Source organism: Oricola indica, assembly GCF_965227485.1.
Classification (GTDB): domain Bacteria; phylum Pseudomonadota; class Alphaproteobacteria; order Rhizobiales; family Rhizobiaceae; genus Oricola; species Oricola indica.
In genome coordinates, this window is the sequence record NZ_OZ245747.1 from 2,274,990 (window position 1) to 2,296,806 (window position 21,817).

General features: G+C 63.5%; 18 protein-coding genes and 1 pseudogene. 13 read left to right on the forward strand and 6 right to left on the reverse strand.

Features of this window, described 5'->3' with window-relative positions:
- Positions 1-70 precede the first annotated feature (70 nt).
- Positions 71-1,438 carry an FAD-dependent oxidoreductase gene (locus ACQK2M_RS11455; protein WP_425417917.1) on the forward strand — a complete coding sequence of 456 codons (1,368 nt, stop codon included), beginning with the start codon at positions 71-73 and terminating at the stop codon, positions 1,436-1,438.
- Between the two features lie 8 nt (positions 1,439-1,446).
- Here ACQK2M_RS11455 and ACQK2M_RS11460 read toward each other — a convergent pair whose 3' ends face one another.
- Positions 1,447-1,845 carry a hypothetical protein gene (locus ACQK2M_RS11460; RefSeq protein WP_425417918.1) on the reverse strand — a complete coding sequence of 133 codons (399 nt, stop codon included), beginning with the start codon at positions 1,843-1,845 and terminating at the stop codon, positions 1,447-1,449.
- A gap of 14 nt (positions 1,846-1,859) precedes the next feature.
- Positions 1,860-3,272, reverse strand: a complete 1,413-nt coding sequence (locus ACQK2M_RS11465) for a helix-turn-helix domain-containing protein (protein ID WP_425417919.1) — start codon at positions 3,270-3,272, stop codon at positions 1,860-1,862.
- 115 nt (positions 3,273-3,387) lie between these two features.
- Between ACQK2M_RS11465 and ACQK2M_RS11470 the strand changes: the two genes are divergently transcribed.
- From ACQK2M_RS11470 to scpA, 7 genes and pseudogenes are all read left to right on the forward strand, one after another.
- Positions 3,388-4,920 (forward strand): acyl-CoA carboxylase subunit beta, encoded by a 1,533-nt coding sequence (locus ACQK2M_RS11470; RefSeq protein ID WP_425417920.1) that lies wholly within the window; start codon positions 3,388-3,390, stop codon positions 4,918-4,920.
- Between the two features lie 177 nt (positions 4,921-5,097).
- Positions 5,098-6,009, forward strand: a complete 912-nt coding sequence (yghU, locus tag ACQK2M_RS11475; protein ID WP_425417921.1) for a glutathione-dependent disulfide-bond oxidoreductase — start codon at positions 5,098-5,100, stop codon at positions 6,007-6,009.
- Between the two features lie 115 nt (positions 6,010-6,124).
- Complete coding sequence (locus tag ACQK2M_RS11480; RefSeq protein WP_425417922.1) at positions 6,125-6,502, forward strand: hypothetical protein; 378 nt, start codon at positions 6,125-6,127, stop codon at positions 6,500-6,502.
- 2 nt (positions 6,503-6,504) lie between these two features.
- Positions 6,505-6,978: an MAPEG family protein gene (locus ACQK2M_RS11485; protein ID WP_425417923.1), complete on the forward strand. Its 474-nt coding sequence runs from the start codon at positions 6,505-6,507 to the stop codon at positions 6,976-6,978.
- A gap of 38 nt (positions 6,979-7,016) precedes the next feature.
- Positions 7,017-8,486 (forward strand): annotated as a pseudogene (locus ACQK2M_RS11490) (acetyl-CoA carboxylase biotin carboxylase subunit); the annotation flags it as partial.
- The gene (locus ACQK2M_RS11495; protein WP_425420024.1) at positions 8,472-9,110 is read left to right on the forward strand and encodes a DUF2118 domain-containing protein; all 639 of its coding nucleotides are present in this window, start codon (positions 8,472-8,474) and stop codon (positions 9,108-9,110) included. The pseudogene ACQK2M_RS11490 and the gene ACQK2M_RS11495, both read left to right, overlap by 15 nt.
- On the forward strand, positions 9,107-11,242 hold the full coding sequence (scpA, locus tag ACQK2M_RS11500) for a methylmalonyl-CoA mutase (protein WP_425417924.1): 2,136 nt from the start codon (positions 9,107-9,109) through the stop codon (positions 11,240-11,242). The genes ACQK2M_RS11495 and scpA overlap by 4 nt, the downstream gene beginning before the upstream one ends.
- 24 nt (positions 11,243-11,266) lie before the next feature.
- Here the strand turns inward: scpA and ACQK2M_RS11505 are convergent, their stop codons facing one another.
- Together ACQK2M_RS11505 and ACQK2M_RS11510 are read right to left on the reverse strand one after the other, a co-directional pair.
- Positions 11,267-12,187 (reverse strand): hypothetical protein, encoded by a 921-nt coding sequence (locus ACQK2M_RS11505; protein WP_425417925.1) that lies wholly within the window; start codon positions 12,185-12,187, stop codon positions 11,267-11,269.
- A 116-nt stretch (positions 12,188-12,303) separates the two neighbouring features.
- Positions 12,304-13,380, reverse strand: coding sequence for a hypothetical protein (locus tag ACQK2M_RS11510; RefSeq protein WP_425417926.1), 1,077 nt, complete (start codon positions 13,378-13,380; stop codon positions 12,304-12,306).
- A 239-nt stretch (positions 13,381-13,619) separates the two neighbouring features.
- Here ACQK2M_RS11510 and ACQK2M_RS11515 point away from each other — a divergent pair, with 239 nt between their 5' ends.
- Positions 13,620-14,693: a GlxA family transcriptional regulator gene (locus ACQK2M_RS11515; protein WP_425417927.1), complete on the forward strand. Its 1,074-nt coding sequence runs from the start codon at positions 13,620-13,622 to the stop codon at positions 14,691-14,693.
- Positions 14,694-14,819: 126 nt separating this feature from the next.
- A complete protein-coding gene (locus ACQK2M_RS11520) occupies positions 14,820-15,764 on the forward strand; it encodes a hypothetical protein (RefSeq protein ID WP_425417928.1) in 945 nt (314 codons plus the stop codon).
- 363 nt (positions 15,765-16,127) lie between these two features.
- Here the strand turns inward: ACQK2M_RS11520 and ACQK2M_RS11525 are convergent, their stop codons facing one another.
- Positions 16,128-17,036: a LysR substrate-binding domain-containing protein gene (locus tag ACQK2M_RS11525; protein ID WP_425417929.1), complete on the reverse strand. Its 909-nt coding sequence runs from the start codon at positions 17,034-17,036 to the stop codon at positions 16,128-16,130.
- 114 nt (positions 17,037-17,150) lie between these two features.
- Here ACQK2M_RS11525 and ACQK2M_RS11530 point away from each other — a divergent pair, with 114 nt between their 5' ends.
- The gene (locus tag ACQK2M_RS11530; RefSeq protein ID WP_425417930.1) at positions 17,151-17,693 is read left to right on the forward strand and encodes a DUF6647 family protein; all 543 of its coding nucleotides are present in this window, start codon (positions 17,151-17,153) and stop codon (positions 17,691-17,693) included.
- A gap of 75 nt (positions 17,694-17,768) precedes the next feature.
- Here the strand turns inward: ACQK2M_RS11530 and ACQK2M_RS11535 are convergent, their stop codons facing one another.
- Positions 17,769-18,179, reverse strand: a complete 411-nt coding sequence (locus ACQK2M_RS11535; RefSeq protein WP_425417931.1) for a DUF7282 domain-containing protein — start codon at positions 18,177-18,179, stop codon at positions 17,769-17,771.
- Positions 18,180-18,420: 241 nt separating this feature from the next.
- Here ACQK2M_RS11535 and ACQK2M_RS11540 point away from each other — a divergent pair, with 241 nt between their 5' ends.
- Both ACQK2M_RS11540 and ACQK2M_RS11545 read left to right on the forward strand, forming a co-directional pair.
- Positions 18,421-20,352: an FAD-binding monooxygenase gene (locus ACQK2M_RS11540; RefSeq protein ID WP_425417932.1), complete on the forward strand. Its 1,932-nt coding sequence runs from the start codon at positions 18,421-18,423 to the stop codon at positions 20,350-20,352.
- 423 nt (positions 20,353-20,775) lie between these two features.
- A complete protein-coding gene (locus ACQK2M_RS11545; RefSeq protein WP_425417933.1) occupies positions 20,776-21,759 on the forward strand; it encodes a cell wall hydrolase in 984 nt (327 codons plus the stop codon).
- The last annotated feature ends 58 nt before the right edge of the window (positions 21,760-21,817 follow it).

Here is a 21,817-nt window from a genome sequence, read left to right on the forward strand (position 1 = left end):
GATCCGCTCTCGACAGCGGCAGGCAGTGCCCCTAGACGGGCGGAATTCTTCAGGTCGCCGGGAGACGAGAATGAGCCAGTCCACGATCCGCGAACCCGCCCGCGAAACGCCCGTGGTGCATCGCACCGACGTGCTTGTCATCGGGTCCGGTCCGGGCGGGCTGGCTGCCGCACTGGCCGCGGCGCGCTGCGGGGTCGAGGTGACGCTGCTGGAAAGGTTCGGCTGTTTCGGCGGCAACATCACCGTGGTTGGAGTGGAAGGGTTCGCCTGGTATCGCCATGAGAAAACCGTCGAGGCCGGCGGGATCGGATGGGAATTCGAGGAGCGGGCCAAGGCAATGGGCGCGGCGGTGCCGGAAAGCCAGTCGCTCTCGTACGAACTTGACAGCGAGGGCTTCAAGCTGGTCGCCGACGCTCTGGTCGAGGAGGCAGGCATTCACCCGATGCTGCATCGCCAGTTCGTCGCGCCGATCATGGAGGGGGATGCGATCGTCGGCGTGATCGTCGAGTCGAAGGCCGGCCGCGAGGCCATCCTCGCCAAACGCGTCATCGATGCGACGGGCGATGCCGATGTCGCCCACCGCGCAGGCGCGCCGACCGTCAAGACCCCGGTCGAGGAGATGCAGGCGGCGAGCGTCATGTTCCATGTGGCGGGCGTCGACAAGGCCGCGTTCATGGCGGGCGTGAAGGCCGACCCGCAGACCTATGCCGACTGGTCGACGGGCGAATGGCAGGTCGAGACCGACGGCAAGGAAGACGAGATGTTCTCGCCCTTCCTCGGCAAGCCCTTTGCACAGGCGATCCGCGACGGCATCATTCCGGCGCATCTCAACACGATTGGCGGCACCTGGGGTGCGGTCCACGATCACGGCGAGATGACCTACATGAACCTTGTCCATCTGGCCGGTTGCGACGGCACGGACCCCGCTTCCATGACTCGTTTCGAGATCGAGGGCCGAAAGCAGGCGATGCACGCCATCGAGGCGCTGCGGCACTATACGCCGGGCTGCGAGGGTATCCGACTGCGCAATTTCGGCATGTCCATCGGCATCCGCGACACCCGCAAGATCGATGCGCATTACAACATGACGGAGGCGGATGCGCGGGGCGAGGCGCGATTCGACGACACGATCGGGATCTATCCGGAGTTCATCGACGGCTATGGCGTGCTGATCCTGCCGACGACCGGCCGCTATATGCATATTCCCTATCGTTCGATGCTGCCGAAGGGCGTGAAGAACCTGATCGTGGCGGGGCGGGCGACCGGCGGCGACCGGATCGCCCACGCCGCGACGCGCAACATGGCCTGCTGCGCCGTGGGCGGGCAGGGCGCCGGGGTTGCAGCGGCCCTGTCCGTCAAGAGCGACCTGGCATTCGACGATGTCGATCTCGCCGACGTCCAGGCGATGCTCGGCAAGCAGGGCGTGCGCATTCACTGATCGGCGGTTCAGGCGAGGTGGGTGATCTCCGGCTCCGACGTAGACACGATCTCGATGCAGTCGTCCTCGCTCGCGGCGATATGGCTCCAGCCGTCGGAGGCCAGGAAGATGAGGGGGCTTTCCCGCGTCCAAAGATGGTTGCGAACCCGGAATGTCGCACTGCCGCGCCGTCCGCCTTCGGCGCCGGTGCGGTCCCAGATTTCCGTCAATCCGCTTTCGTCGAGGACGCGGAAGGCCGAGACCTTATCGAACCGGACGCGGTAGGTTTCCCCGCTCTCGATCACGCTAATTCCAAAGGCGAGCGACTGGTCCTCGCCATACTCGACCGCCATGAGCTCGATCCGGGCATTCTCGAACGGCGTTTCCCAGCGCCCGAACGCGAAGTCGTTGTCGGAAAAATTGGCCATGCCGCCGGCCCTTGCTACTCGAACCCGTAGGGCACCGTGTCGCGCGCCTGTTCGTCCACCGTCAGCTTGTGCTTGAGCGGCGGGACAGCGCGCTGGTGGCAGTTGTGGCGCTCGCAGATGCGGCACGAAATGCCGATCGGCTCGAATGCCTCGTCGCGGATGATGTCGAGATCGTCGGCATAGACCAGTTCGGAAGCATGGCGCACCTCGCAGCCGAGCGCCAGCGCGTAGCGTTGCACCGGGGCGCGATAGCCGCCGCCGGGCTTCGTCACCGTCGTCGCGAGGCACAAATAGCGAATCCCGTCAGGGGTTTCGGCCAATTGCCTGATGATCCGGTTTGGCGTCTCGAAGGCCGAATGTACGTTCCAGAGCGGGCAGGCCGATCCGAAGCGCGCGAATTGCAGCTTGGTCGCCGAATGTCGCTTGGTGATGTTGCCGGCCTGGTCGACGCGGGCGAAGAAGAAGGGCACGCCCTTCAGCCCCGGCCTTTGCAGCGTCGACAGGCGATGCGCCACCTGTTCGAGCGACGCGCCGAAGCGTTCCGCCAGCAGTTCGAGGTCGTGGCGCAGTTCCCGCGCGGCTTCCATGAAGGCGGCATAGGGCAGAACCGCCGCGCCGGCGAAATAGTTGGCGAGCCCGATCCGGCAGATCGCCCCGGCATCGGCGGAGCGGAAATCGGCCTTGCGCACGATCTCGTCAATGGCGTCGGAATGGGCGATCAGCGCCAGCTGATGCGCGATCTGGAAGCCATGCGTTGCGTTCGAAGAGCGAGGGTTGAGCGACAGAACGCGCGCCTGCGCGTCATAGCGCCTCAGCCCGCCGGTCCGCGCCGCGTCGCCGCCGATGACCACGCGCACGCCGTGCTCGCGCTCGATATGCTCGGCCAGGGCGCGAACCGAGATCGCACCGCGCAGTTGTCCGGCCAGATCTTCCGCCGCGCGGTCGAGCCAGTCGACGTAATTGTCCAGGTAGTGGAAGAAGTCCCGCACTTCCTCATAGGGCGTCGGGTCGGACTGCGCGCCTGTGCGTTCCAGCGTGTCGTCCAGTTCCGCCAGCCGCTCGCCGGCGCGCCGCAGCGCCTGGTGCATCGACAGGAAGGCATGCGCGACCGAGGGCGCGTTCTGCACAACCAGCTTCAGGTCGGGGGAGGGCGGCGGCTCGCCCGAGAACATCGGGTCGGCCAAGGCTTCGGCCAGATCGGCCAGAAGCCTGTCGTCCTCGTTGCCCGACAGGTCCTTGATATCGACGGCGAAAACGTCGGCCAATGCCAGCAGAACCGGCGCGGTGACGTGGCGCTGGTTGTTTTCCAACTGGTTGAGATAGGAGGTCGAGATTCCGAGCTGCGCGGCGAAGGCCTGTTGCGTCAGTCCGTGGCCCTGTCGGATGGTGCGGATCTTTCGACCGGCGAATACCTTGCGTGCGCGCATATTTGCAATTTCGCAGTTTGCTATTTGATTTTTTACTAAATCCACTTGCTTGCTTTTTCAACCCTAGCCCGACAGGCTGTTATCAGCCTAATCGGTGCCATTCGGAGGACACTTCATGCAGCATATTCTGGAACAGCTCGAGCAGCATCGCGCCGCAGCGCGTCTCGGCGGCGGGCAACGGCGCATCGACGCCCAGCATGCCAAGGGCAAGCTGACGGCGCGCGAGCGGCTCGATGTGCTGCTCGACGAGGGTTCTTTCGAGGAATACGACACCTACAAGACCCATCGCTGCACCGATTTCGGCATGGCCGAACAAAAGATTTCGGGTGATGGCGTCGTGACCGGCTGGGGCACGATCAACGGCCGGCCCTGCTACGTCTTCAGCCAGGATTTTACCGTCTTCGGCGGCTCGCTGTCGGAGACCCATGCCGAGAAGATCTGCAAGGTGATGGACCTCGCCATACAGAACGGCGTGCCGATCATCGGGCTCAATGACAGCGGCGGTGCGCGTATCCAGGAAGGTGTCGCCTCGCTCGGTGGCTATGCCGAAGTGTTCTGGCGCAATGCGCAGGCGTCCGGCGTCATTCCGCAGATTTCCGTCATCATGGGGCCATGCGCGGGCGGCGCGGTCTATTCGCCGGCGATGACCGACTTCATCTTCATGGTGAAGGACACGAGCTACATGTTCGTCACCGGCCCTGACGTGGTGAAGACCGTCACCAACGAGATCGTCACGGCGGAGGAACTGGGCGGCGCATCGACCCATTCACGGAAATCGTCGGTCGCCGACGGGGCCTACGAGAACGATGTGGAGGCGCTTCTGGAAGTACGCCGGATGTTCGACTTCCTGCCGTCTTCAAATCGCGAGACGCCGCCGCTGATCCCGACCGCCGATCCGGGCGATCGCATCGAGACGGCGCTCGACACGCTTGTGCCGGACAACGCAAACAAACCCTACGACATGCACGAGGTCGTCACGCGGGTTGCCGATGAAGGTTCGTTCTTCGAGATCCAGAAGGACCACGCGGGCAATATCCTGTGCGGCTTCATTCGCCTCAACGGCTCCACGGTCGGCGTCGTTGCCAACCAGCCCATGGTGCTGGCCGGCTGTCTCGACATCGACGCATCCAAGAAGGGCGGCCGCTTCGTGCGGTTCTGCGACGCCTTCAACATCCCGATCCTCACCTTTGTCGACGTGCCGGGCTTCCTGCCGGGCGTCGCACAGGAGTATGGCGGCATCATCAAGCACGGGGCGAAGCTCCTCTTCGCCTACGCCCAGGCGACCGTGCCGAAGGTGACCGTCATCACCCGCAAGGCCTATGGCGGCGCGTATGACGTGATGGCCTCCAAGCATATCCGCGCCGACGTCAACTATGCCTGGCCGACCGCGCAGATCGCGGTGATGGGCGCCAAGGGCGCGACCGAGATCCTCTACCGTTCCGAACTCGGCGACCCGGACAAGATCGCCGCGCGCACGAAGGAATACGAGGATCGCTTCGCCAACCCCTTCGTCGCCGCCGAGCGCGGCTTCATCGACGAGGTCATCATGCCCCACTCGACACGGCGGCGCGTGGCGATGGCCTTCGAGATGCTGAAGGGCAAGCAGGTGACTGCGCCGGTCAAGAAGCACGACAATATTCCGTTGTGAGGGAAGGGGCGTGGCGAGAGACTCTCATGTTCACGCCGCAGATGGCCTCGCCACAAGTGGTGCGCGGAAGTCTGAACGATGTGTGCAGTCTTTTAGTCAGGCTGATAGGGACCATATGGAAAGGTGCGATATTCTTCGCATCGTTCCAATTTCCAAACTCAAGAAAGCACTGGTCTCATGAGTGACGACAACAAATTCCCGCCCGAGAACAATTTTCCCGCCGGCTACGTTCCGCCGAAGGTTTGGGAAGACACCTCGTCCGGCGGCGCGTTCGCCTCGATCAACAAGCCAACCGCAGGCGCGCAGTTCGAGCGGGAGCTTCCGGTCGGCAAGCATCCGCACCAGCTCTACTCGCTGGCTACGCCGAACGGTGTCAAAGTCGGCATCATGCTTGAGGAATTGCTCGCCGCCGGCCATTCCGGCGCCGAGTACGATGCCTGGCTGATCAAGATCAACGAGGGCGACCAGTTCGGTTCGGGCTTTGTCGATATCAACCCGAACTCCAAGATCCCGGCCATGATGGACCACGCGCCGAAGGGTGGCGGAGAGCCCGTGCGGCTGTTCGAGTCCGGTTCGATCCTGTTCTATCTGGCGGAAAAATTCGGCGCGTTCCTGCCGACCGATGTCCGCAAGCGCGCCGAGACGATGAACTGGGCGTTCTGGCAGATGGGTGCGGCGCCTTATCTCGGCGGCGGATTCGGCCATTTCTATGCCTATGCGCCGATGAAGATTAAGTACGCGATCGACCGTTTCTCGATGGAGGTGAAGCGCCAGCTCGACGTGCTCGACAAGCAGTTGGCGAACAACGAGTTCATCGCCGGCGACGAGTACACGATCGCCGATATTCTAATCTTCCCCTGGTACGGCAGGCTGGTCGAGGGCGGGGCCTACGAGTCCGGCGAATTCCTGCAGGTCCACTCCTACGAGAATGTCGTGCGGTGGATGAAGATGATCGATGCGCGGCCGGCCGTGAAGCGCGGCAAGATGGTCAACAAGGCGATGGGCGACAAGGCGACGCAACTGCACGAACGCCATGACGCGTCGGATTTCGAGACGAAGACGCAGGACAAGCTGGAGGCCGCGGAGTGACGAGCGTTAGCCGCAACTGGGTGAGGGGGGCTGATCCGGCGCTGGCCCCTCATCCGATCCTTCGGGCCACCTTCTCCCCGCAGGCGGGGAGAAGGAAGAAAGGGAGCCTCGCCTGATGCCCAAGCTCCCCAACATGACGAAGCATCGCGGGTTTCCCTCCGGCCTGCCGGGCACCGGCTACCAGTTCACCATCCGGCGGGCCAATCCGAAGGGCGTGACACCGATCGTGCGCCGCGAGCGCAAGCGCGATGCCCTGCCGATCGAAAAGCTGGCCGATACCGCCTTCCTGCACTCGCTATGGCACCAGTTCGGCAGCGAACCCTTCGAGCGCGGCAATCTCGACGCCGGGCGACTGTCGCTGCTGTTCGGCCGCGAGGTCGTGCCGGCCGAAAAACCTTTCGATCCAGCCTCTTATGAAGCGCTGCTGCAAATCGACGAAAACGTGGCCCGGGCGAATTTCCCCGAGGCTTTCGCGGATGTGCTGGAGGTGTGAGCGTGCTCGAATTCAGCAATCCGGCCATGCAGGTTTATGCGATCAGTGCGTCGCTTGCCGTGCTGAAGCTCATGGGGCAGGGCTGGATGACTGTCTATCGCATGATGAAGAGCAATTCGGGCCTGGCCAGCCCCGAGGACCTCAGGCCCGGCCCGCTCAACAGGGCGCCCCGTCCGGAACAGCTCGATATCGATGATTACGTCGACCGCTCGCGGCGCATGCATCGCAACGATCTCGAGAATATTCCGGCATTTCTGGCAATCGGTCTCCTGTTCGCGCTGACGGAGCCGCCGCTGCTTCTGGCGCAAATACTGATGTACGGTTTCGTTCTGGCGCGGGCATGCCATGCCGCCGCCTACGCGACCAAACAATCCCACGAGGTCAGGGCGACGTTCTACACGCTCGGTTCTCTCGCGGTCATATACATGGCGGTCCATGTGCTTGTCGTCGTCGTAGCCGGATACGGCTTCGGCTGACGGTCCGGCGGAAATACCAATCGAATGGGTGGATAAAAGTGTTTTCCAAGATCCTTGTTGCCAACCGTGGCGAGATCGCCTGCCGTGTCTTCAAGACGGCCAAGCGTCTCGGCATCGCCACCGTCGCCGTTTATTCCGAGGCGGACGCCAACGCGCTGCATGTCGAGATGGCGGACGAGAAGGTCTTCATCGGCCCGCCTGCGGCAAGCCAGAGCTATCTCGTGATCGACAAGATCATCGCGGCCTGCAAGGAAACGGGCGCGGATGCGGTGCATCCGGGCTACGGGTTTCTGTCCGAACGTGCGGAATTCGCCGAGCGGCTGAAGGCCGAGGGCATCACCTTCATCGGGCCCCCGGTGGGCGCGATCGAGGCGATGGGCGACAAGATCACCTCGAAGAAGATCGCGGACGAGGCGGGTGTGTCCACCGTGCCCGGCTATATGGGGCTGATCGACGACGCTGAGCATGCCGTGAAGATCGCGTCGGAGATCGGCTATCCCGTCATGATCAAGGCGTCGGCCGGCGGCGGTGGCAAGGGCATGCGCATCGCCTGGAACGATGCCGAGGCGCGAGAGGGCTTCGACCGCTCGAAATCGGAGGCCGCGTCCTCGTTCGGCGACGACCGCATCTTCATCGAGAAATTCGTCACCGAGCCGCGCCATATCGAAATCCAGGTTCTGGCTGACTCTCACGGCAACGCGGTCTATCTCGGTGAGCGCGAATGCTCGATCCAGCGCCGCAACCAGAAAGTCATCGAGGAGGCGCCTTCGCCATTTCTCGACGCGGAAACCCGCAAGGCCATGGGCGAGCAGGCCGTCGCGCTCGCCAAGGCCGTCGGCTATGCGTCGGCGGGCACGGTCGAGTTCATCGTCGACAAGGACCGCAATTTCTACTTCCTCGAGATGAACACCCGCCTGCAGGTGGAGCACCCGGTCACCGAGTTGATCACCGGCGTCGATCTCGTCGAGCAGATGATCCGGGTCGCTGCGGGCGAGCGCCTGTCGATCACCCAGGACGATATCAAGCTGAAGGGCTGGGCGATCGAGAGCCGGCTCTATGCCGAAGATCCGTATCGCAACTTCCTGCCGTCGATCGGCCGGCTGACGCGCTACCGTCCGCCCGTCGAGGGCACACGCTTCGACGGGGTGATCGTGCGCAACGATACCGGCGTCTACGAAGGCGGCGAGATCTCGATGTTCTATGATCCGATGATCGCCAAGCTCTGCACATGGGCGCCGTCGCGCGACGAGGCGGTCGAGGCGATGGCAGAATCGCTGGACGCCTTCGAGGTCGAGGGCATCGGCCACAACCTGCCGTTCCTTTCGGCGGTGATGGACCACCCGCGCTTCCGTGAGGGGGCGATCACAACCGCCTTCATCGCCGAGGAATATCCGGACGGATTCTCCGGCGCGGAACTGTCCGCCGACAATCTGCGTCTCGTCGCCTCCACCGCCGTCATGGCGCAGTGGATTGCCGATCGGCGCGCGTCCTTCATCACCGGGCGCATGGAGAAGGGCGCGAAATACGGGCCATCGGAAACGCCCTTCGTTGTGCGCGCGGGGGCGGAGGAATTCGAGATCGCAGTCGACAACGAGGCCACACGCGGCTTCTACGACGAGGAAAGCCTCACGGCCCCGCCGAACGGAGAGTGGGGCACGCCGGTCTGGCTGTCCTTCGCCGACGAGAGCGAGGCGCGCGCCTACCAGATCGCCTGGCGGCCGGGTGACCGCGTGGCGACGATCTTCGCCGAGACCGACGAGGAAGGCCACTGGCGCGAGATCGCGGCGATGAAGATTGGCCAGGTCGCCGGCGGGTTCCGTGTGCGCTATCGCGGCGCTGATTTGAAGGTCTCCGTCCTGCCGCCGCATATGGCGAAGCTCGCTGCGATGATGCCGGAAAAGCAGGCGCCCGACACGTCCAACCTGCTGCTCTGCCCGATGCCGGGCCTCGTCGTCGCGATCAATGTCGCGGAAGGCGAGGAAGTGCAGGAAGGCCAGACACTCGCCATCATCGAGGCGATGAAGATGGAAAACGTGCTGCGCGCGGAGAAAGCCGGCAAGGTGGCGAAAATTCCCGTCGAGGTCGGTGCCTCGCTGGCGGTCGATGCGGTGATCATGGAGTTTGAGAGATGAGCAGGACAAAACGCGACTGGCTGGATCTCGCCTCGAAGGAACTCAAGGGCCGCGACCCGTCCGAACTGGACTGGGATACGCCGGAAGGCATCACCGTCCATCCGCTCTACACGGCGGAAGACGTGCCGGAGGGCGCCGCTGACGAACTGCCGGGTTTCGCGCCGTTCACGCGCGGGGTGAAGGGCACCATGTATGCCGGGCGGCCGTGGACGATCCGGCAATATGCGGGCTTCTCCACGGCGGAGGAATCCAACGCCTTCTACCGGCGCAACCTCGCCGCCGGGCAGAAGGGCCTCTCTGTCGCCTTCGACCTCGCGACCCATCGCGGCTACGATTCCGACCACCCGCGCGTTTCCGGCGATGTCGGCAAGGCGGGCGTGGCGATCGACAGTGTCGAGGACATGAAGATCCTGTTCGACGGCATCCCGTTGGCCGAGATGTCCGTCTCCATGACCATGAACGGCGCGATCATCCCGGTGCTCGCCATGTTCATCGTCGCCGGCGAGGAGCAGGGCGTCGACAAGGCGAAGCTCACCGGCACGGTCCAGAACGACATCCTCAAGGAGTTCATGGTCCGCAACACCTATATCTACCCGCCCGAACCGTCGATGCGCATCGTCGCCGACATCATCGACTACACGGCGCGCGAGATGCCGAAGTTCAACTCCATCTCGATCTCCGGCTACCACATGCAGGAGGCCGGGGCGACGCTGGCGCAGGAGCTGGCCTATACGCTGGCCGACGGCATGGAATATGTCCGCGCCGCCACCTCGCGCGGCCTCGATGTCGACGCGTTTGCCGGCCGGTTGTCCTTCTTCTTCGGCATCGGCATGAACTTCTTCATGGAGGCCGCCAAGCTGCGCGCCGCGCGCCAGCTCTGGGCGAAGATCATGACGGATTTCGGCGCGAAATCCGACCGCTCCAAGATGCTGCGCACCCATTGCCAGACCTCGGGCGTCTCGCTCACCGAGCAGGATCCCTACAACAACATCGTGCGCACCGCCTACGAGGCGCTTGCCGCGATCCTCGGCGGCACGCAGTCGCTGCACACCAATTCCTTCGACGAGGCGATGGCGTTGCCGACGGATTTCTCCGCCCGCATCGCGCGCAACACGCAGCTGATCCTCGAACACGAGACCGGCGTAGCCAATGTCGTCGACCCGCTCGGCGGGTCCTATTATGTCGAGGCGCTGACGAAGGACCTCGCCGACAAGGCCTGGGAATTGATCCAGGAGGTCGAGGCGCATGGCGGCATGACCAAGGCCGTGGAGGAGGGGCTGCCAAAGCTGCGCATCGAGGAGGCCGCAGCGCGGCGCCAGGCACGCGTTGACAAGGGCGAGGAGGTAATCGTCGGCGTCAACCGCTTCCGCCCTGCCGATCCGGACAAGGTCGATATCCTCGCCATCGACATCACCAAGGTCCGCGCTTCACAGATCGCCAAGCTGAAGAAGGTGCGCGAGACGCGCAGCCAGTCAGCCGCCGAGAGCGCCCTGCAAAACCTTCAGGACGTCGCTGCGTCGGGCAAGGGAAACCTGCTGGAGGCGGCGGTGGAGGCCGCGCGCGCCCGCGCGACGCTGGGCGAGATTTCCGACGCGATGGAGAGCGCCTTTGCCCGCTTCCACGCAACCACCCGCGTCATTTCCGGCGTCTATGGCGAGGCCTATCGCGGCGATACCGAATATGAGGCCATCCAGGCGCGCCTCGCCGAGGTGGCGAAGACCATGGGCCGCAAGCCGCATATCCTCGTCGCCAAGATGGGCCAGGACGGCCACGATCGCGGCGCCAAGGTCATCGCCACGGCCTTTGCCGATATGGGCTTCACGGTCGATCTGTCGGACATGTTCGAGACGCCGGAGGAGGTGGCCGAGAAGGCCAAGGCCATGGGCGTCGACGTCGTCGGCGTCTCCTCTCTCGCCGCTGGCCACCTGACGCTGGTGCCGGAACTGATCGACCGCCTGAAGGCGATTGATGCGGGCGACATCAAGGTCGTCTGCGGCGGCGTCATCCCGGAGCAGGACTATGCGGAGCTAAGGGCTGCCGGCGTGGCGGAGATCTTCGGCCCCGGATCGAACGTGCTGGAAGCGGCGAACGCCGTGCTGGCGCAGGTGGAGGGGCTGAGGCGGAACAGGTAGGCGCGCGGTTCCCCTTCGGCGTGATCAGCCAACGTCGCTGCAGGCCGCGATGGCCTGCGCCTGCGTCGCGCCCAGCGCGAGCTGCTGGCGGAAACAGGTAAGCCGGGCCTCCGCATTGTTGGCGTTGCTGCACAACCGGGCTGCGTCGTCGACCGTCCAGTTGGCTGAACCGTCGAGATTACTGGGGAACCGGCCACTCACCACGAAATGCATGCAGGTCGCGGGTTCCGTCGATTGCCCGTTCCTGCCGCAGACGCGGCCGACGGTCTCGTTGCGATAGGAACGCGCCGTATTGTTGGCGAACTGGTTGGGCCCCTTGAGTAAGTTGGCGCAGACGTCGCTTGCGCCTGGGCGCACCGAGGCGGTTTCGGATGCTTGACGGTACCGGTTGCAGGTTTCGACAAAGTCCGCGATGTCCTGCCTATCCGATTGTATGGAGGCCGACAGATCGAAGCCGCCGCCCCACCTGGCCGCGTCCACGGTCGGCTTGAACCGGGTCGTGGGGGAGATCAGTTCCGCGAAAAAGTCGGAACGGGTGTTGAGCATGAAGCGGTAGCGGGCGCGGTTTTCGCCCGCGTCATAGGATGCGTCCCGGTCATATGTGCCCATGACCGAAAGGGCGCTATCGCGCCTTGCCTTGACAAACAGTTCCTCGCGCGGCTGGGCATTGGCCCGCACGTCGAGGCGGAGCAGGACTGTCACCTCCGGCTCCGGTGCGTCCCGATTGCACCGCGCAGTCATCAGGACGACACTCGTGCCCTCCGGCGAATTCAGGAAGCTCCGCACATGCCGGACCGAAAGCAGCGCGTGGGTGCCGTCCGTGGTGAATGCCCAGACATTGCCGGAGCTGCTTGCGTTTGCCTGCTTCAGGGCGCCGCTCCACAGAGCCGTGAACGTAAGGCACAGGGCGATGAGCCCGCGCTTGAGGCGGATTCTGGTCGTCATGCGGATCTCCGGGATCGTGATTTTCGCAGCCGTAGCCGCGGGCTGGACAGCAACGGGCCGCGACGGCGAGCGTCGCGGCCATGGCAGGGGCGCAGCCCTGCCGTAGCATTATGTCATCAGCAGTTCGGGTTCTTGCCGGTCCACGGGGTTGTCTTCTGCATCAGGCCACCCGACTTCGTTTTTACAAACTCCGGGATAAGCTTGCTCCAGGTGCCCGAAAAACTGCACTTGTCCTTGAAATACCAGGTGAAGACACCGCTCGTCGTCGGATCGTATTTCTGCTTGGTCTTCCCGTATGCACCCCAAATGACGACGGCCTGGCGACCTTCATCCCAGTCGTAACCCTTGAGTTCGATATATCCGTCGCCGTCGTAATAGGTGTTGTTGGCGAAATTGATGGGGCCGTAACTGGAATCCCAGGTTCCGGAGAGGTCAGGTGCCTTTTTCGCCTTGAAATCACTTATCGCGGCGTTGATCGCCTCGAGTTGCGACGGCGTGCTTTCGGTCGGCTTGGAGGCGTACACAGTGCGCGAATCTCCCGACGGCGACGTGATCAGGATCTGGTTTTTCTTCTGAAGTTCGATCGTGACCGTCTTGCCGGCATCGTCATCCCTGAGAATGTGCTGCTTGAAACCTTTGGTACCGCCATTCGCGAGCAACTCGCCAGCCGCTGCCGAGGCGATGGTCGCGCTCGCGGCGGCCATGGTCGTAACGACTGCAGCCGTTGCGGCCGGACCGCATGCTCCAGCGGTGCTGGCAGTGCAAACCGCGCCGAAAACGGTTGCCGCGATGGATGTGCCTACGGGAATTGCGATCTTGCCCGCTTTTTCCATGAAGTCGATTGCGCCGCGAAAATTGTTCGGATCGGAATAGTAGATTGTCGAGCTGTCGGTATAGACCCACGAAACATACCACCAGTCTCTCCCGGTCGTACCGAACCCGGTATTGTAGGTGACGGGTTGTCCCGAAGTTTTTGCACCGTCCGCGAGGACGCCTGGCCAATCCAGCTGATGCTCGTATTCGTCGCTGTATTTGTGGGCGACGGTAACGCTAAGGATGGTTTTGCCGGTCTTGTTGCTGACGACAACATCCGCCTGCTTCTTGTCGACGGCGTAAGACGTCGAAACAGTGCTCAGTGTGAAGAGCACGCCAAAGCAAATCTTGCCCAGCATGCCGCACGAATTGATATTCATGAAAGCATCTCCAGTTCCGGATTTAACTGTCCGGATCGTTTCAGGTTGCCCCTTCGATGGACTTATGAAAGTACCGGGTCACGGATAAAAGCCTCGCCGGACGCCAATTGGACGTTTGGCGGTGATGGTTCCGTATTTGGCGATATGGGTCCTCTTGTCCCGAGCGCCTCAATCGGCTTTCCTTGCGGCACCGCGTTCGGGCGGGAAACCGGGGAAATGTTGGCTATGAGTGCAATCTCATGAAGCGCGAGGTACTGCCTTTAGCCACGCGCTACGTTGCGATGCTGGTCTATGATCATGTCGCTTCCGTTGACGTCTGCGGGCCGCTGGAGCCATTCGGCGTCGCCAACTTTCTCACGGGCCGGCCGCTCTACCGGCCGATCACCGTCTCCGTCGACGGGGGGCCGGTGGAGGTGGCGGGAAGCTTCCTGCGGATAGAGCCGACATGCAGCTGCGAGAACCTGCCGAAAAATCTCGACCTGCTGCTGGTCGCGGGCGGCCCGGGTTGTTTCGCCGCATCCGAGAACGAGGAGATCACCGGGTGGATTCGCAAGCTGGAGCCGCGTTGCGACCGCATGGGGTCGGTGTGCACCGGGTCGACGGTGTTGCTGGCGTCGGGCGTCACCGATGGCCACCGCATCGCGACCCACTGGCTGGAGGCGATGCGCCTGGAGGCGGATGAGAACATCGCCGGCCAGGTCGATTCCGATGCGATCTTCGTCAATTCGGGCAAGTTCTGGACCTCTGCCGGCATGCTTGCCGGCATCGATCTCGCACTGGCCCTGATCGAGGAGGACCACGGTCGCCAGCTGGCGCTCGATGTCGCGCGCTTCATGGTGCTTGTCCTGCGCCGCCAGAGCGGCCAGACCCAGTTCAGCACGCATCTCATGGCCGACGCCACCGAGGACGCCAGGATTCGTCGGGTGCAACTGCATATCTGGGAAAACCCGGGCCTGGACTACTCGATCGGCAAGCTCGCCAGCTACGCTGCGATGAGCGGGCGGTCGCTGGAACGACGCTTCAAGGAAGTCACCAACACGACGATCTTCCGCTATATCGAGGACGTACGGCTGAACGTCGCACGCCGGCTCCTCGAAACGTCTGATCTGCCCATTCAGGCGATCGCGACGAAGAGCGGGTTCGGTACCGCGAAGACGTTGCGCCGGGCCTTCGCGCGCCGGCTTGGCGTGGCGCCCAGCGATTACAGGGCGAATTTCGGCATGGTCTGCGTCGACGGCGAGGATGTGGCGTCGGTCGTGGGAGAGATCCGCATGGATCTCGAAAGCGTCATTCTCGGAAAGTCAGTCTGGTAGGCGAGGGAACCTCCAACCCCACGAATTATGGCCGTTCAGCGGGCATACAGCTTTGCGGTGAAAATCTGCCGGGCGACACGAAACCGGCTCAGGGCGCAGTCCGCGCCGTTCAGACAGGAGACAGGCATGTTCGTCCGACAGATACTCGCCATGGCCGCGATTGCGGCCACCACGCTTCCCGCGTCCGCGCGCACCGAACGATGGAGCGTGACAGGAACCGGGGCGGAAGCCACCGTCACCGATTGCACGGATTGCGAGGAGGATATGGGCCTTCTCGTCCGTTGCGAGGCGGCCGGCGCGCCGGCGACCCTATATGTACCGTTCCAGGCGCTGGAGGAAGCTCCTGCCGAAGACGCGGAGCCGCGCGAGATCGTCTTCACTGTCGATGGAGAGCCGTTCTCCTATGTGCCGGAGTTCGAACTCTGGGGGATGATCGGACACGTGCCCAGGATCGCGCTGAAACCGTCCGATCCGCTGGTCCAAGCCTTGCGGGCCGGGCGGATGGTGCGCATCGCGCTTGGCGACGCAGCCGTGGAACTGCCGTTGAAAGGTTCGTGGGTGGCTTTGGCCGCCTTTGCACGGACTTGCCCTTGGGGGGAAGGAGGGGAGGCCGCGCCTTCCGAGGCTGGCATGAGCGACGCCGAGTGGCAGCATTATGCGTTCGACAATGACGACGGCGGTCGGGACCAGGTGCTGACCTTCGGCATTCCCGAAACCGATGCCTGGGCGCTGAACGTCACCTGCGGGCCCGGCAGTGTGGAGGCCGGAGCCACCGTGATGCTCGCCCTCTCTTTCGGGGAGCGCGAGGACGGGGAGGCGGTCGGCATCCGCATCGAAGCCGGCGATTACGCGGCCGATCTGTCCGGCACGGTATCGATCCAGAGCAGCGAATATGCCGGCGTGGAGACGAAGATCGGCATGGAAGACGGGTTCTGGGCCGCGCTGGCGGGGGCGGAAACGCTCGCATACGGTATCGCCGGCGAAGAGGCCCGCGTGATCCCGCTCGAAGGCGTTGGCGAGCCGCTTGGCCGCTTCCTTGGTGCATGCCGCAGGGAGACGGGTGGAGAGTGAAGCGGAACCGACGCGGCGGTCCATCAAGGTCTTGCAGTCGCCCACCCCTTGTATCCCGCTCCCGCCATCCCCATATACGCCTTAACCGGCTGCCGCTGTGTAAGGCTCCTTCCAGATAGGTTGTGAGGATTGCGGGCGAGGTTGGTTCATTTCCGATTGATAGCCTGGTGACCACGGATGTACTGGCGCCATGCGAGTCTCGGGGAACGAGGGAAGCGGGCTTTTGGCCCGCTTTTTTTGTGTGCGCGGCGGCGTTACGCGGTTGCGCGCTCCGACACGTCCTGACGCACAAGACAGCGTTGTCCTAGAAATCCGGCGTCCGGAAGGCGTGCGGGGCGTCGGCGCGCGGTCCGCGCGGAGGCGTCAGGCCGGCTCGACGCTTTCTCGCGGCAGTACCCGGGCGGCGTCGGCCTCGGCGAAGATCCAGTCCCGGAAGGCGCGGATGCGCGGGTGGGTGGCGCGGTTTTCGGGGTATGCGACAGCGTAGAGCGTGACCGGCATGGTCACCGTGTCGAACAGCCGTACGAGGCTGCCGTGGGCCAGCGTGTCGGCCACCATTGCCTCATAGGCGAGCGACACGCCCTGGCTGCGTTCGGCCGCCGTCGTCGCGATTTCGCAATGAGGGAAGCGCGGTCCGCGCGGCATCGAGGGCACGGCCATGCCGGCAAGGCGGAACCACTCGTCCCAGGCGTCCATCACCTCGTCGTGGATGAGTGTGACGCGTAGCAGGTCGCGCGGCGTTTCCAGCCCCTCGCGCCGGATCAGTTCCGGCGAGGCGACGGGAAAGCGGTTGGAGGCCATGAAGGGTTCGACGATGAGCCCGTCGACTGGCGCGCCGCCCCAGTGGATCACCACGTCGGCGTCGTTGCGGCCGAAATCCGTGTCCGGCGCGCCTTCCGAGACCCGGAGCCGGATCGCGTTTCCGAAGGGCAGGCGGTTCAGCCGAGGCACCAGCCAGCGCGCCGCGAAACCGGGCGTGCACAGTACGCGCAATTCGCTTTCGGCGTCGTTCAATTCGCGTGTGGTCTCGTCCAGCGCATTAAGCAGCGCCGTCAGCTTGCCGACATAGGCCCGGCCGGTGAATGTCAGGTTCAGCCGGTTGCCCCTGCGCTCGAAAAGCGCGGTGTCGAGGAATTCCTCCAGCGCCCGGATCTGGTGGCTGACCGCGGAAGGCGTGACGCAGAGCTCGTCTGCCGCGTCCTTGACGCTCAGCCGTCTTGCTGTCGCCTCGAAGGCGCGCACGGCGGCGAATGGCGGAAAGCGGCGGCCCATCTGTGCTCCCTGGCTGAATCCTTTTCACGCGTCGTTGAACAAAGGTCTTTTGACCTTCCTCGTCTCCCGAACCTAGCATGAACGCGTCCAATCGGCCACAATTCGGAGGCGAAAATGACGCAACGGCACTTTGCCGGCGCGGCGGCGGCGTTTGCCGTTTTGCTGACGCTCATTCTCCCAGCCGCCGGCTTCGAAAACACCGGCGTGCCCGATCCCGATCCCGCCTGGCGTGACGCCGGCTCTCTCGACGATCTCGCGGCCGTCCTCGATGACTGGCTCGACGCCAACAGCGACTATCCGCGAAATCCAGCGCCGCTGGCGATCGAGATCGCCGATCCGATTACAATTGCCATGAACCCCTCGGTGGCGAGCAGCTTCGGTACGCGCACGCGCGGACTCTATGATCACGAGGCCGGCAGAATCTACCTGATCGCGCCGTGGTCGCGCAAAGACGCGCTCGACGTGTCGGTGCTGCTCCACGAGCTGGTGCATCACCGCCAGGTCGCTCGACACTGGTACTGTCCGGCTGCCCAGGAACCGGACGCCTACACCCTCCAGCAGGCATGGCTCGCCGAGCGCGGCCTCGAGGCCGATATCGACCGCGTGACCATCGTCCTCGCGGCCGGCTGTACCCCGCGCGACATCCATCCGGACTGAGACCGCCGGCCTGACAAGAAAAAGCCGCCCGTGTCGGCCACGGGCGGCTTTCCGCTCTCGAAAGGGAAGGAGAGCTTACTGGGCGGTGACGACGGTCATGACGAGTTTGCCGTCGACCTTCACAGGGCCATCTTCCTTCGCGCCCAGCGTATATTCGAAGATTCCGGTCTGCGTGCCGCCATCCTCGCCATGCAGCATGAGCATCAGCTTTTCGCCGGACTTCACTTCCTCCGTGAGGATCGCTGCGACATCGGTGTTCTCACCGGCCTTCAGCGGCGCGTGACCGACCACCGGGCCGGGCTTCATGTCGTCGCCGGTACGGTGCACGACCAGCCAACCATTGCTGTCGGCCATGATCTTCGACGCGGTCACCGTGCCGCCGGAGACATCCTGATCCATGCCTTCGACCTTGAGCGCATGATCCATCGCGAAAGCCGAAGACGACATGACGCCGGTCGCCGCGAGAGCAATAAGAAATTTCTTCATGAGTATATCCTCCTGTTTGGACGTTGCGCTTCAAGGGACGAAGACCGCGGCGATCGAGTTTCACTTTTGCTGAATTTTTTTCTTGCGCAGCCGGATTCTGGGCATTCCGCCGGCGCTCCGGACCGAAATCGCACGGCCACGGCATATTGACAGTCAACATATGATAAGTGTACTTATCAACTAACGCGATGCCCATGGGCGGCTCATCGCGGGCGGCAGCGGTTGGAGGAGACAGACGGCCATGCAATTTCACTTGAACGGTTTCACGACGGGTGATCCGGAGGTCTCGAGCCAGTCGGAAGACATTTCGGCGCTGGCCAATACCGACGCACTTCCCGAGGAGGTGGATGTCTTGATCGTCGGCTGCGGGCCGGCCGGGCTGACGCTCGCCGCGCAGCTTTCGAAATTTCCCGATATCCGGACGCGGATCGTCGAGCAGAAGGACGCACGGCTGACTCATGGCCAGGCCGACGGGATTGCCTGCAGGACGATGGAGATGTTCCAGGCCTTCGGCTTTGCCCACAGCGTCGCCCGCGAAGCCTGCTGGATCAGCGAGACGACCTTCTGGCGGCCCGACGAGGCGAACCGTGCGCATATTTCGCGTTCCGACCGGATCCAGGACGTCGAGGACGGGTTGTCCGAGTTTCCTCATGTCGTGCTGAACCAGGCGCGCGTTCACGACGCCTATCTGGAGATCATGCAAAATTCGCCGAACCGGCTGGAGCCGAATTACTCGCGCAAGCTGCTCGATCTCTCGGTCGATACCGGTGCCGATATCGGCGACTATCCGGTGAGCGTGCGCATCGAACGGACGGATGACGCCCACAAGGGCGAGATCGAGACCGTGAAGGCGAAATATGTCGTCGGTTGCGACGGCGCTCGCAGCGCCGTGCGCGCCTCGATCGGCCGGTCGCTCAAGGGCGAGGCGGCCAATCAGGCGTGGGGCGTGATGGACATCCTCGCCGTCACCGATTTCCCGGATGTGCGCATGAAGTCGCTGATCCAGTCGGCCGAAGGAGGCTCGATCGTTCTCATCCCACGCGAGGGCGGCTACCTTTTCCGCGTCTATGTGGAACTCGACGAACTGGCCGAGGACGAGCGCGTCGCCAATCGCAACATCACCTCGGAATATCTGATCGACGCGGCAAACCGTGTTTTCAGCCCTTACACGCTCGACGTGAAGGAGATCGCCTGGTGGTCGGTCTACGAGATCGGTCACCGTATCTGTGACAAGTTCGACGATGTTCCGGCGGAGGATATCGATACACGCCTTCCGCGCGTGTTCATTGCCGGCGATGCCTGCCACACCCACAGCCCGAAAGCCGGGCAAGGCATGAATATTTCCATGCAGGACACGTTCAACCTCGGCTGGAAACTCGCCCATGTGCTTCACGGCAAGGCCGGCCCGGACCTGCTGCACAGCTATACGGCGGAGCGGAAGGCCATCGCGCAGGACCTGATCGACTTCGACAGCCGCTGGGCCCGGATGCTGAGCGCGCCCACCAAATCGGCCGACAATCCCGATGGCGTCGATCCGGCGGAAGTGCAGAAATATTTCGTCCAGCACGGGCGCTATACGGCAGGCACGGCAACCGTCTATACGCCGTCCGTCCTGACAGGCGCATCCACGCACCAGGACCTCGCAAAGGGGTTCGCGGTCGGCACGCGGTTTCATTCAGCACCGGTCATCCGGCTCGGAGACGCCAAGCCGATGCATCTCGGCCACGTGGTCGAAGCGGACGGTCGTTGGCGCGTGTTTGCCTTTTCGGGCGCGGAGGACCCGGCCGGCGAGTACTCGAAAATCCGCGGCCTGTGCGATTTCCTTGCGGACGATCCCGGATCACCGATCCTCAAATACACGTCTTCCGGCGCCGATCCGGATTCGCTCATCGATGTGCGTGCCGTCTTCCAGCAGCCCTATCGGCAACTCTCCATCGAAGAGATGCCGGCGTTCCTCATGCCGCGCAAGGGCCGCTACGGGCTGGTCGATTTCGAGAAGATGTTCTGCGCCGATCCAAGGGCAGGGGACATTTTCGATATGCGCGGCATCGACAGGGCGAGCGGCTGCATGGTGATCGTGCGTCCCGACCAGTATATCGCGCATGTGCTCCCGCTGGATGCGCATGGCGAACTGGCCGCCTATTTCGACGGATTTCTTATCCAGTCCGCATAGCCGGGTCGCGGCGTTTCGCCGCCTGTGGGGTGATCCCGGCGAAAAACATGTTACTGATGGTCCCGGCCGGCCCGCCGGGGCGTCACATTCGCTCTTAGGCAGATGCCCGATGGTCCTTTGGACCGTGAAGCCGGATTGACATGCTTTGAACGCCGTCAGCCGGGATTGCCAAGGTGATTCGTTTTGCGTGCGCCCACCTGGCTCTGAGCTGGCCAGATTACGGAGGTTAACGGGAATTGACCGCAATTGCGGCCAATTTGGCCCGATTTGCCTCGCTTTTGCCGCATTCTCGCCCTTCAGGTCTTTTTACAGGCTTAAGGGTTTGTTAGGATTGGTAAAAAGCTATCCATAAGGATTGGAGGGGACGTGCTGTTTTCTGGCGGGGAAAATAGCCATCGCAAAGAAGGTCGGGGACTTCGGATCGTGGCGCTGCCACTGATCGCGATGTTCGCCAACCTGTCGCTTCCGACCCAGGCCGCGCTTCCTGAACATTCCACGCGTGACTGGACGATCCCGCTGACCGACACTTTCCAGGCGCGGTTTTCGCCGCGCGAGGATCAGAGATCATCGCCGGAATTGAGGGCGCTCGAGGTGCAACTCGCAAAGATGCGGCTGCAACTCGACGAGGAAAGACTTCGTCCCGCCGATCTGTTCACCGACGACGAAAGCGCCTGGGACGCCGAGCCGATCAAAGGCAAGACCGGTCGCTACTGGTCGATACACCGAAGCTACGGACCGCGGATCGATGGTGCGGATATGCAGGTGGCAGCGCTGCCGGGTATCCAGTCGGTCGCCAGCGAGCGTTTCGCCGGTCTGGCGCCGGCGCGGAGCGGCCTCGTCACCGATGGGCAGGTCAGTTCCGGTGCGGTTGCCTATGCGCCCTACAATCCGAAGAAGGTCGTCTGGTCTCCGCTCGCCATGCTTTCTCCGCTGCCCAAACCATTGGGCAAGGGCGATCACGCCTGGATGCGCCGGCCGCTTCCGGCCAGCACCTACTCCGCCGAACAACAGCGGTGTCTGGCGACCGCCGTCTATTTCGAGGCGAGAGGCGAATCCGCCAAGGGCCAGGCCGCCGTGGCTCAGGTCGTCCTGAACCGCGTTCGAAACCCCGCCTATCCCAATACGGTCTGCGGCGTCGTCTACCAGAACGCCCAGCAGCGCAATCGCTGCCAGTTCTCCTTCGCCTGCGACGGTGTCGCCGAGCGGGTTGGGCGGAAAAGCGCATACGAGCGCGCCGCAAGGATCGCCATGGCTGTTACGACCGGCGAAACCTATGTGTCCGAGGTCGGCTCATCGACCCATTATTTCGCCAATTATGTGCGTCCGCGCTGGGCGAGTTCCATGGTCAAGATGGCAAACATCGGAGACCACATTTTCTTCAGGACCAAGGGCGGCGGCTGGCGGTAACGCCTGCGTCCGGCATTGGCCGGGTTCGTTTGCGTTCTTCTCCTGCCTCAAGGCTTCT

Excerpts from the sequence above, each read along its gene's own strand:
- ACQK2M_RS11455 (WP_425417917.1), top strand. The coding sequence starts at position 71 with ATGAGCCAGTCCACGATCCGCGAACCCGCCCGCGAAACGCCCGTGGTG.
- ACQK2M_RS11460 (WP_425417918.1), bottom strand. The coding sequence starts at position 1,845 with ATGGCCAATTTTTCCGACAACGACTTCGCGTTCGGGCGCTGGGAAACG.
- ACQK2M_RS11465 (WP_425417919.1), bottom strand. The coding sequence starts at position 3,272 with ATGCGCGCACGCAAGGTATTCGCCGGTCGAAAGATCCGCACCATCCGA.
- ACQK2M_RS11470 (WP_425417920.1), top strand. The coding sequence starts at position 3,388 with ATGCAGCATATTCTGGAACAGCTCGAGCAGCATCGCGCCGCAGCGCGT.
- yghU (WP_425417921.1), top strand. The coding sequence starts at position 5,098 with ATGAGTGACGACAACAAATTCCCGCCCGAGAACAATTTTCCCGCCGGC.
- ACQK2M_RS11480 (WP_425417922.1), top strand. The coding sequence starts at position 6,125 with ATGCCCAAGCTCCCCAACATGACGAAGCATCGCGGGTTTCCCTCCGGC.
- scpA (WP_425417924.1), top strand. The coding sequence starts at position 9,107 with ATGAGCAGGACAAAACGCGACTGGCTGGATCTCGCCTCGAAGGAACTC.
- ACQK2M_RS11505 (WP_425417925.1), bottom strand. The coding sequence starts at position 12,187 with ATGACGACCAGAATCCGCCTCAAGCGCGGGCTCATCGCCCTGTGCCTT.
- ACQK2M_RS11510 (WP_425417926.1), bottom strand. The coding sequence starts at position 13,380 with ATGAATATCAATTCGTGCGGCATGCTGGGCAAGATTTGCTTTGGCGTG.
- ACQK2M_RS11515 (WP_425417927.1), top strand. The coding sequence starts at position 13,620 with ATGAAGCGCGAGGTACTGCCTTTAGCCACGCGCTACGTTGCGATGCTG.
- ACQK2M_RS11520 (WP_425417928.1), top strand. The coding sequence starts at position 14,820 with ATGTTCGTCCGACAGATACTCGCCATGGCCGCGATTGCGGCCACCACG.
- ACQK2M_RS11525 (WP_425417929.1), bottom strand. The coding sequence starts at position 17,036 with ATGGGCCGCCGCTTTCCGCCATTCGCCGCCGTGCGCGCCTTCGAGGCG.
- ACQK2M_RS11530 (WP_425417930.1), top strand. The coding sequence starts at position 17,151 with ATGACGCAACGGCACTTTGCCGGCGCGGCGGCGGCGTTTGCCGTTTTG.
- ACQK2M_RS11535 (WP_425417931.1), bottom strand. The coding sequence starts at position 18,179 with ATGAAGAAATTTCTTATTGCTCTCGCGGCGACCGGCGTCATGTCGTCT.
- ACQK2M_RS11540 (WP_425417932.1), top strand. The coding sequence starts at position 18,421 with ATGCAATTTCACTTGAACGGTTTCACGACGGGTGATCCGGAGGTCTCG.